Genomic DNA, 9,451 nt, shown 5'->3' on the forward strand with positions numbered 1-9,451 from the left:
GGGTGTGTTTGTGTAGGAGCTAGCGTAGCTCGCGATGGGGTGCGTAGCGCCCCCGGCGATGGCGGCGGCGCAGCTACGGGGGTGGGGGTGCTTTGCACCCCATCGCGAGCTGCGCTCGCTCCTACAGGTGCGGGGTTACTCCACGGTGACTTTGTCGCGGTTGCGCTCCAGCAGCGCATTGCCGATGCCCTTGATTTCCAATAACTCATCCACCGAGGTAAATGGCCCGTGGGCTTCGCGGTATGCCACGATGGCCTCTGCCTTGGCCTTGCCGATGCCGTTCAGTTCTTTCTGCAGCGTGGCGGCATCGGCCTTGTTGATGTCCAGACGTGGTAGCGCTTCAGGGTGCTGTTGGGCGACCACCTGCAGCGGCTCCAGCACCGATGGCGTGCTAGCCGGCGCGGCGCTGAGGGAAAACGACAGGCTGGCGAACAGGGGCAGTAGCAGATACGACAATACGTTGTTGCGCATGGTGAAACTCCTAGGGTTGATCAGTGTGCGGCAGCTTTTCCTTCGGCTGCGCAGACAACTCTAGCGGTGAAACCCGGCGTTAAACAGGCTGTAGGCGGGGTGAACGGTTACCAGTTAAGACACCCAGGCAACAAGGTTTCCATATCCTGAGCGGATGCCTGTTTGACCTGTCGGCGAGTCTGCGGGCCACTTACCAGCGGCCCGAAGGCATCTCTGACTGGGATGCACTTAAGGTCCTACACCCCACGCCGCTTTTATCTGTCTACCGGCCCCTGGCGGCGCTGCAGGTACACCCAGTCCACAATATCGCCCTGTGGTGAATAACCGCTTACCAGCTCCCGCAGCAACTGGCGCACCCGGGTGAAATCATCTTCAGCCACGGCAGCCAGCAGCGCCGTCAGGCGTTCGCGCAGCAGCTCCCACGCCACGAAGTCCTCGTTGGCCACCATGATCATGGGGTGCGCGGTGGGGGCTACGTCGTCACCGATCAGCAATTCTTCGTACAGCTTCTCGCCTGGGCGCAAGCCGGTGAAGTCGATGGATATATCCCCCTGGGGGTTGGCCGGGCTGCGCACGCTCAGGCCAGACAGGTGAATCATCTTCTCGGCCAGTTCGACAATGCGTACCGGCTCGCCCATGTCCAGCACGAACACATCACCGCCCTGCCCCATGGCCCCCGCCTGCACCACCAATTGCGCGGCTTCGGGGATGGTCATGAAGTAGCGGGTGATCTTGGGGTGGGTCACCGTCAGCGGCCCACCGGCCTTGATCTGCTGGTGGAACAGCGGAATTACCGAGCCCGACGAGCCCAGCACATTGCCGAAGCGCACCATGGTGAAGCGGGTTTTGTTCACCCGGGCAATCTTGTTGCAGTCGCCGTACAGCACCGGGGCAGCTTCGCGGCTGAGCGCCTGCAAAATCAGTTCGGACAGCCGCTTGGTGCTGCCCATCACATTGGTGGGGCGCACGGCTTTATCGGTGGAAATGAGCACAAAGTTCGCCACCCCCGTCTGCAGCGCCGCCTGGGCTGTGCACAGGGTGCCGTAGACGTTGTTGAGGATGCCTTCGGCGATGTTGTGCTCCACCATGGGCACATGCTTGTAGGCGGCAGCGTGGTACACCGTATCTACCCGCCAGGTACCCATCACATCGGCCAGGTGCTGCTGGTTGCGCACCGAGCCCAGAATGGGCAGCAACTGCACGGTCAGCGACTCACGGGCAATACGTTGCTCCAGCTCGCTGAGAATGCTGTACAGGTTGAATTCGGCGTGGTCCAGCAGCAGCAGGGTCTTGGGCCCAAGGCCGATGATCTGCCGGCACAGCTCCGCGCCTATGGAGCCGCCGGCACCGGTGACCAGTACTACCTGCTTGTGCACGCAGCGCTCCAGCAGGCCGTCCTGGGCGGGTACAGGGTCGCGGCCCAGCAGGTCGGCGATGTCCACGTCCTGGATGTCATCCACCTTCACCCGCCCGGTGGCCAGGTCGGCGAAGGCTGGCACGCTTCGGACATGGAGCGGGTAAGGCTCAAGCAGCGCCAGGATCTCCCGGCGCCTGGCGCGGGTGGCAGATGGCAGCGCCAGCAGCACCTCCTGTGCGCCGGTTTCTTTCAGCATCTGCTCCAGATGCTTGGGCTTGTACACTTGCAGGCCGGAAATCACCCGGTTGGCCAGGTCACCGTCGTCGTCGATGAACGCCACCGGCCGCATCACCCGGCCCATGCGCAGGGCCGCCAGCAGCTGGTTACCGGCTGTGCCGGCACCGTAGATGGCCACCTTGATCATCCCATCGTCACGGTTGGCAAAAGGAATCTGGTGGGCACCGGTGAACCAGTCACCCAGAAAGTACTGGCGCATGATCAGGCGCAACCCGCCAATGATGACCATGCTCAGCCACCAGTAGTTGAAGATGATCGAGCGCGGGACCACTTCCTGGTGGTTGCTGTGCCAGTACACCAGCACCGCCAGAATCAGCGCCGACAGGGTAACGGCCTTGATGATGGTGACCAGGGCGTCATTGCCGAAGTAGCGCATGACAGCGCGGTACATGCCAAACCGGATGAACAGCGGGATGGCAACGCAGGGGGCCACCATGAACAGCCAGGTGTGCTCGACGATGGGGTTGTACATTTCGTCGACGCCCAGGCGCACGATGAATGACAGCCACAGGGCAAGCCAGATGAGCACTACATCTGTGCACACCTGAATGAGGCGCTTCTGTCGGCGGGACAGGTTGACCAGGTATTGGCGTAGCCTGTCGCTTTTCGCATTGCTCATGGGGCTTTCCTCATGGCAAGAACACCTCGGGTGAAGCCGTTGGGCGCTGCGGTATCAGCAGCGCTGAGAAACGCTGGGTGGCGCCTGTAGTGCTGGAGCATCCTATTCTTTTTCCCCTGCATGGTAGGCGATTGCCAACAGTATCAGAGGCGCGTAGGCCACCAAGGTTCCCCATGCCCCATCGAGTTTGAACACCACGACCACGACAGCGACCGGCAGCAGCCAGCCCAGGTTGATGGCCGCCACCGCCAGGCTTACCTGGCGATGGCTGCCGTGACGCCGCGAAGCGTACTGGTAGGCGTGGCTGCGGTGCGCTTCGTAGACCTTCTCGCCGCGCAGCAGGCGCCGCCCCAGGGTGAAGGTGGCGTCGACCACGAACACACCCAAAAGTATTAACCACCCCCAGAATAGTAGCGGGTCTACCCAACCTGCCAGTAATGCCAGCAAACCGAGTGCCATGCCGAGGAACCCGCTGCCGGCGTCGCCCATAAAAATGCGCGCCGGAGGGAAGTTCCAGATCAGGAAGCCAGTCACGGTGGCCGCCAGCAGCAGCGGTAGCCAGGCCGCATCGGGCGCACCCACCAGCCAGAACAGCAGCGTACCGCCCAGGCACACGCAGATGGCTTCGATACTGGCGATGCCGTCGATGCCGTCCATGAAGTTGTAGAGGTTGAGCAGCCAGACCAGGTACAGCAGGCCCAGCGGTACGCTCAGCCAGAGCGCGTGCAATGGCCACCCGAAGATATTAATGGGTGGCATGCCCCCTATCCAGGCCAGCCCCCAAGCGGCAGCGGCGAAATGGCCCAGCAGGCGCCAGCGGGCGGCGATATGCCCGTGGTCGTCCAGAAAGCCGATGACTGCCACCAAACCGCCTGCCCCCAGCACAGCTACCAGAGCTGAAGGGTCTACTGCCCCCCAAAGCGCAAGCCCTAGTGCACCCACCAAAAACGCAACGACGAACGCCATGCCGCCACCGCGCGGCGTCGGCAGCGTATGCGAGCTACGTGCATTGGGCACGTCCAGCAGGCTGCGAGCCAATGCATAGCGCCGCAGTGCGCCGGTCAGCAGCCAGGCTGCCAGGCCTGCAATCACAATCAGCCAAATCATCGGTGGTGAGCTTCCAGAAAAGGTAGGGCAGCCAGGGTCAGGCCTTGCTGCAGCGTATAAGGAGGGTGCCAGCCCAACAGTTCGCGGTTCTTGGTGATGTCCACCTGCAGCGAGCCCAGCAAGCGCTGCGCCAGGTCCCGGCGGCCCAGCAGCGACGCGGCAGTTTTCAAGAGCGCGGCGGGTACCGGCAGGAGCCTTGCTGGCCGGCCCATCGCTTGGCCCAAAGCCCGCAGTAGCTGGCTGAGGGAAACATCGTCGCCATCGCTGGCCAGGAACGTCTGCCACGCTGCGGCCGGGTGATCGATGCAGGTGGTGATCAGGTCAACCAAGTTTGCCAGCGATACCAGGCTGCGGCGGTTATGTACCGCGCCCAATGGCAACGGCACACCGCGGTGCACCCAGCGCATCATGCTGAGGAAGTTGGCCTTGACCCCGGGGCCGTACACCAGCACCGGGCGAATGACCACAACCTCCATGCCAGTGCTTGCAGCCAGCGCATGCAGGCCTTGCTCGGCTTCGTGCTTGGACACGCCGTAAGCATCCTGGGGCGCAGGCTTATCATCGGCCCGCAACGGGCTGCCTGGCTGGCTGGTTTCACCGTTCACCTTGATGGAGCTGATGAAAATGAAACGGCGCACACCGGCGGCGGCGGCCTGCCGTGCCAAGTTCAGCGTGCCCTCCACGTTGACCCGGCGAAACTCGGCAAGGCTATCGGTAGCAGTTTCATGCATCACGTGCACGCGTGCGGCGGCGTGTACCACTACATGGATGCCAGCCAAGGCTGCTGCCCAGTCGGTGGCTGCGTCCAGATCCTTTATAGTGACTGACGGCATTGCCGCAACCGGAGCCATTGCGCCACTGCGCAGGGCCGCACGTGTAGCCACCAGGTCGCTGTGAGCCAGTTGCCTGCACAGGGCACCGCCGACAAAACCACTAGCACCGGTAACGAGTATTGTGGGTCGTTCCATGAAATTCGTTCTCGATTCGCCCAGGCGTCATTGAAGAGCTTGCGCGCCTTGTTTGGCCGTGTATCGCTGCTACAACAAACTGCGGTAGAGCTCGGCATACGCACTGGCCATGGCCGATGCCGTGAACACCTCTTCGTACCGCCGCTGTGCCTTCACACCCATGGCCCGCGCCATCTCAGGGTCATCCCATAGACGCTGCATGGCCTGTGCCAATGCGGCGCCATCGCGCGGCGGTACTACCAGACCGGTCTGGTCGGCCAGGTTGATGAAGGTAGTGCCCGAGCCCATCTCGCACGAAACCAGCGGCTTGCCGTACATGGCGGCCTCCAGCAACGAAATGCCGAATGACTCGGAACGCAGGTGCGACGGGAAGGTAAAGGCATAGCACAGCTCCAGCAGTGCCACCTTGTCCTCGTCCAACAGGCCACCCAGAAACTGCACCTGCTCCAGGCCGGCATCCGCCGCCTGTTGCCGCAGCTGAGCCTCCAGGAAGCCACCACCCATGATCACCACCGGCAGGCCGCTGATGCGCGCCGCCTCCAGCAGGTAGTCCAACCCTTTGTAATAGCGCAGCGCGCCAACGAACAGGAAGAACCGCTGTGGCAGCCGTGCCCGCCAGTAGGCGAGCTTTTCCACGCTGGCCTGCGGATAGGTGGACCTGTCCAGACCATAAGGGATGATCGACACCTTGTCCTTGAACTGCGTCAGTACCGGGCTATGGGCGGCGTAATTGGGTGAAGACGCCACAACCCGATCCACGCTGGCAAAAAAGCGGTTCATCAACGGTTGATACAGCTTGAGCAGCCACTTCTGCTTGACGATGTCCGAGTGGTAGCTGACCACGGTCGGCTTGTTCACGCCGGCCATGAAGTGCACCAGGTCCATGTACGGCCACGGGAAGTGGAAGTGAACAATGTCGGCCTGGCTGGCCAGCTCGCGGAAATCCTTGAACGCAGACAGGGAAAAGCCTGTGGAGGCTACATGCAGGTCCAGCTTCGAGCGGTGGGTCAGGTGGTTGGCCACGGGTTCGTTGCGCGCAGCCCCGCGGCTACTCAAGTACAACACTTCAGGCTGGATGCCATGGGCTTGGGTACCCTCGGCAATCTGGAAGATCACCTGCTCGATGCCACCCATGGAGTCCGGGTAGTACGTTTTGAAAAAATGCAGAACCTTGATCATCGTGCCCTGACCGCTTTGTAAACCTCGAGGGTGCCCTGGGCGCAGCGCTCCCAGGAGAAACCACTGGCATGTGCAAGGCCTTGCGCCACGGCTGCCTCGCGCCAGGCTTCGTCTTCCAGGCCGCGCTGCAACAGCGCAGTCAGGGCTTCGACATCATCCGGCGCGCACATCAGCGCTGCCGGGCCCGCCACCTCCGGCAACGACGAACTGTTGGAGCACACCACCGGCACGCCGGAACTCATCGCCTCAAGCACGGGCAAGCCAAAGCCTTCGTAATGCGAGGGGAAGGTAAACAGCCTGGCGCCGGCGAACAGCAAGGGCAGGTCTTCGCTGGGGGCAAAGCCCAGGTAGCGGGCCCAGCCCTGCTGCTGGGCCTCAGCGATGCGGGCATGAATGGCCTCGCTGCGCCAGCCATGGTAGCCGGTGATGATCAACGGCCAGCGGCGGCGGAGTGCCAGGGGCAGCCGGCCATAGGCATCCAGCAGGTTCTGCAGGTTCTTGCGCGGCTCGATGGTGCCGACGAACAGGCTGTAGCCGCCCGGCTCCAGGCCATGACGGGCGAGCCCTTCCCGCAGCTGCGCAGGGCTGCGGGGGTGAAACTCGGGCGAGCTGGCCAAGGGCAAAGTGTGAATGCGCTCAATGGGCCAGTTGAAATAATCTGCCAGTTCTTGCCGGGTATAGGCCGAGTCGGTGATGAGCGCATCGGCGCGGTCCAGCGTGAGCGTGAGCTCTTTTTGCAGGTAGCGCGCCAGCTGGGGGGTGTGGCAATGCGCCCAGGTGAACGGCGACAGGTCGTGGAAGGTGGCCACGCTGCGGCCGGCAAATTTCGGCAGGTAGTAGTTGGGGCTGTGGTAGAGGAAGTCATCATGCCCGCGCAGTGCCCGTTGCCGCAGGTAGGGCATCAGGCGCCGATAGGCTTCCACAGCCAGGGCGTTTTTCTGCACGAAGCGCTTGAGCCCGTGCACCGCGTCCGATTGCTGAGCCGGCTTGGGCAGTTCGGCCAGAAACCTGCGCCCGGCAAACAGGCGCAGTTGGCTGATGCCACTGCTGTGTTGCAACCGGCTGGCCAGTTCGTAGGTATAGCGGCCAATGCCGGTCAGTGGAAAGCGTACAGGCTCAACGGAAAGAATGACCTTCATTTACCGGCAAGCATCCAACCCAGCGTTTCATCCAGCGCAGGCGTTTCCCAGCCAGGCACCAGTGCGCGCAGGCGGCTGTTGTCGCCGCACAGGGTTTTTACTTCATTGGCGCGCACGAACGCAGGGTTTACCTGCACATCCAGCGTATGGCCGGTAATGGTTTCGCACCTGGCGATCACTTCGCGCAGCGAATGGGTAATGCCTGAGCTTACGTTCACCGTCTGGCCGACAGCACGTGCCTCGATCAGGCCGCGATAAGCCCGCACCACCGCACGCACATCGCTGAAATCGCGCCATACGTCCAGGTTACCCAGCTCGATGGTGCTGGCCTTGCGCTGGAAGTGTGAAACGATCTTGGGCAGCAAGAAGTTTTCAGCCTGCCCTACCCCGGTGTAGTTGAACGGACGCGTGATAACGATAGGCAGCCGGTCGCACCATAGCCGTGCCATATACTCCATCGCCAACTTGCTGACGGCGTAGTCGTTGGCAGGCGCGGGTGGCGTCTGCTCGTCCAGCATCCCTTCGGAAACATTGCCATAAACATTGGCGCTGCTGGCGACCAGCACACACTCAGGTGCTTTGCCACAGGCCGCAATGGCTTCGAGCAGGTTGCGCGTGCCGATCAGGTTCACCTGATAGAAAGCATCGGCAGCGCCGTGCCCGACAAACGCAATGGCAGCCAGATGCACGACCACATCTGGCTGCACTTCGGCCAGCAACGCGTGCAAGCCAGGCCCATCAGTAAGATCAACCTGGTGGTAGCCGGGCACTGCCAATGGCTGGCTCCCGGTACCGATCACTTCATAACCATGGGCCCGCAGTTCGGCCGCCATATAGCGGCCCGTAAACCCTTGTACCCCGGTGATTAGCGCGCGTTTGCTGGCCATTTGCATCAGAACGAGAACCCTTTTTCGTTACGACGCAGGTCGGCTTCGACCATCATGCGGCACAGCTCTTCCAGGCTGGTTTTAGGCTCCCAGCCCAGTACTTCTTTCGCTTTGGCTGGGTTGCCGATCAGCAGCTCGACTTCGGCCGGGCGGTAGAATTTCGGGTTGATCACTACCAGCACTTTGCCGGTGGCGGCGCAGGTGCCCTGCTCGGCTTCATCCTTACCGGCCCAGTTGATCTCGATGCCAGCTGCCTTAAAGGCCATGGTGACAAAGTCACGTACGGTTTCGGTGCGGTTGGTGGCCAGTACGAAGGTGTCTGGCTCGTCAGCCTGCAGCATGCGCCACATGCCTTCGACGTACTCTTTGGCGAAGCCCCAGTCGCGCTTGGCGTCCAGGTTGCCCAGCTCCAGCTTGTCCAGCAGGCCCAGCTTGATCTTGGCGACCGAGTCGGTGATCTTGCGGGTCACGAACTCACGGCCACGCAGGGGCGACTCGTGGTTGAACAGGATGCCGCTGGTGGCAAAGATGTTGTACGACTCGCGGTAGTTGATGGTCATCCAGTGGGCGTACAGCTTGGCCACACCGTAGGGGCTACGCGGGTAGAACGGGGTGGTTTCGACTTGCGGAATTTCCTGCACCTTGCCGAACATTTCCGAAGTGGAGGCTTGGTAGAAGCGTACCTTCGGGTTGACGATGCGGATGGCTTCCAGCAGGTTGACCGCGCCCAGGCCGGTGATTTCGGCGGTGGTCAGCGGCTGTTCGAAGGACACACCTACGAAGCTTTGCGCGGCGAGGTTGTAGACCTCGGTGGCTTCGGTGGTTTGCAGCAGGCGGATGCTGGCCGACAGGTCGGTGAGGTCGTACTCGACCAGGTGCAGGTTAGGGTTGGTGTGGATGCCCAACTCCTCGATGCGCCAGAAGTTAACCGAGCTGGTGCGACGGTAGGTGCCGTACACCGTGTAGCCCTTCTCCAGCAGCAGTTCCGCCAGGTAGGCGCCGTCTTGACCAGTGATCCCAGTAACGATTGCTTTCATGCGACTTAACCAACTCCGATAGTGCCGTGCGGGCATGTGTGATTATTGGGCGTGACGCAGCGCTTCCAGCCGCGCGCATTCAGTTCGATGCCGCAGTATACATGGGTCGGGGGGACTACTCGACTTGCAAACCACCGAAGCACCGGACGCCGCTGGTCAGGCCTTGTTGAACGGGTTAGGAACCGGTGGTGGAGAATAAGTTCCGGGGGAGGATATCGCCAGCTTGGCTGGTGTAGGAATGTTCCGAAGGTGAGCACTATCAGCCCCACCACCTTCTTCAGGCAAGGCACCGGTTCGAGGGTGCATCATGGCCGTTAAGTGTTCGCCACAACACGCTCTGCGCCTGTTAGACCGAGCGCCGCCCGCGCGGCGCATCGCGAGCTGCGCTCG

General features: G+C 62.1%; 8 protein-coding genes. All 8 read right to left on the reverse strand.

Annotated elements, in window-relative coordinates; genetic code table 11:
- Positions 1–135 precede the first annotated feature (135 nt).
- The 8 genes from IAE38_RS23160 to gmd all read right to left on the reverse strand — a co-directional run bounded on the left by IAE38_RS23160 (position 136) and on the right by gmd (position 9,061).
- Complete coding sequence (locus IAE38_RS23160) at positions 136–471, reverse strand: ComEA family DNA-binding protein (RefSeq protein ID WP_201165217.1); 336 nt, start codon at positions 469–471, stop codon at positions 136–138.
- Positions 472–725: 254 nt separating this feature from the next.
- Entirely contained in the window at positions 726–2,744 is a 2,019-nt protein-coding gene (locus IAE38_RS23165) for a polysaccharide biosynthesis protein (RefSeq protein WP_201219493.1), read from the reverse strand.
- 102 nt (positions 2,745–2,846) lie between these two features.
- Entirely contained in the window at positions 2,847–3,851 is a 1,005-nt protein-coding gene (locus IAE38_RS23170) for an MraY family glycosyltransferase (protein WP_201219495.1), read from the reverse strand.
- On the reverse strand, positions 3,848–4,819 hold the full coding sequence (locus IAE38_RS23175; protein WP_201219497.1) for a UDP-glucose 4-epimerase family protein: 972 nt from the start codon (positions 4,817–4,819) through the stop codon (positions 3,848–3,850). Before IAE38_RS23175 ends, IAE38_RS23170 begins: the two co-directional genes overlap by 4 nt.
- A gap of 69 nt (positions 4,820–4,888) precedes the next feature.
- Positions 4,889–5,998: a glycosyltransferase family 4 protein gene (locus tag IAE38_RS23180; protein ID WP_201219499.1), complete on the reverse strand. Its 1,110-nt coding sequence runs from the start codon at positions 5,996–5,998 to the stop codon at positions 4,889–4,891.
- Entirely contained in the window at positions 5,995–7,137 is a 1,143-nt protein-coding gene (locus tag IAE38_RS23185) for a glycosyltransferase family 4 protein (protein ID WP_201219501.1), read from the reverse strand. The genes IAE38_RS23180 and IAE38_RS23185 overlap by 4 nt, the downstream gene beginning before the upstream one ends.
- Positions 7,134–8,030: a GDP-mannose 4,6-dehydratase gene (locus IAE38_RS23190; protein WP_201214937.1), complete on the reverse strand. Its 897-nt coding sequence runs from the start codon at positions 8,028–8,030 to the stop codon at positions 7,134–7,136. Before IAE38_RS23190 ends, IAE38_RS23185 begins: the two co-directional genes overlap by 4 nt.
- On the reverse strand, positions 8,030–9,061 hold the full coding sequence (gene gmd / locus IAE38_RS23195; protein ID WP_201214936.1) for a GDP-mannose 4,6-dehydratase: 1,032 nt from the start codon (positions 9,059–9,061) through the stop codon (positions 8,030–8,032). Before gmd ends, IAE38_RS23190 begins: the two co-directional genes overlap by 1 nt.
- Positions 9,062–9,451 lie beyond the last annotated feature (390 nt).

This window comes from Pseudomonas sp. S32 (assembly GCF_016648095.1).
GTDB lineage: Bacteria > Pseudomonadota > Gammaproteobacteria > Pseudomonadales > Pseudomonadaceae > Aquipseudomonas > Aquipseudomonas parafulva.

Excerpts from the sequence above, each read along its gene's own strand:
- IAE38_RS23160 (WP_201165217.1), bottom strand. The coding sequence starts at position 471 with ATGCGCAACAACGTATTGTCGTATCTGCTACTGCCCCTGTTCGCCAGC.
- IAE38_RS23165 (WP_201219493.1), bottom strand. The coding sequence starts at position 2,744 with ATGAGCAATGCGAAAAGCGACAGGCTACGCCAATACCTGGTCAACCTG.
- IAE38_RS23170 (WP_201219495.1), bottom strand. The coding sequence starts at position 3,851 with ATGATTTGGCTGATTGTGATTGCAGGCCTGGCAGCCTGGCTGCTGACC.
- IAE38_RS23175 (WP_201219497.1), bottom strand. The coding sequence starts at position 4,819 with ATGGAACGACCCACAATACTCGTTACCGGTGCTAGTGGTTTTGTCGGC.
- IAE38_RS23180 (WP_201219499.1), bottom strand. The coding sequence starts at position 5,998 with ATGATCAAGGTTCTGCATTTTTTCAAAACGTACTACCCGGACTCCATG.
- IAE38_RS23185 (WP_201219501.1), bottom strand. The coding sequence starts at position 7,137 with ATGAAGGTCATTCTTTCCGTTGAGCCTGTACGCTTTCCACTGACCGGC.
- IAE38_RS23190 (WP_201214937.1), bottom strand. The coding sequence starts at position 8,030 with ATGCAAATGGCCAGCAAACGCGCGCTAATCACCGGGGTACAAGGGTTT.
- gmd (WP_201214936.1), bottom strand. The coding sequence starts at position 9,061 with ATGAAAGCAATCGTTACTGGGATCACTGGTCAAGACGGCGCCTACCTG.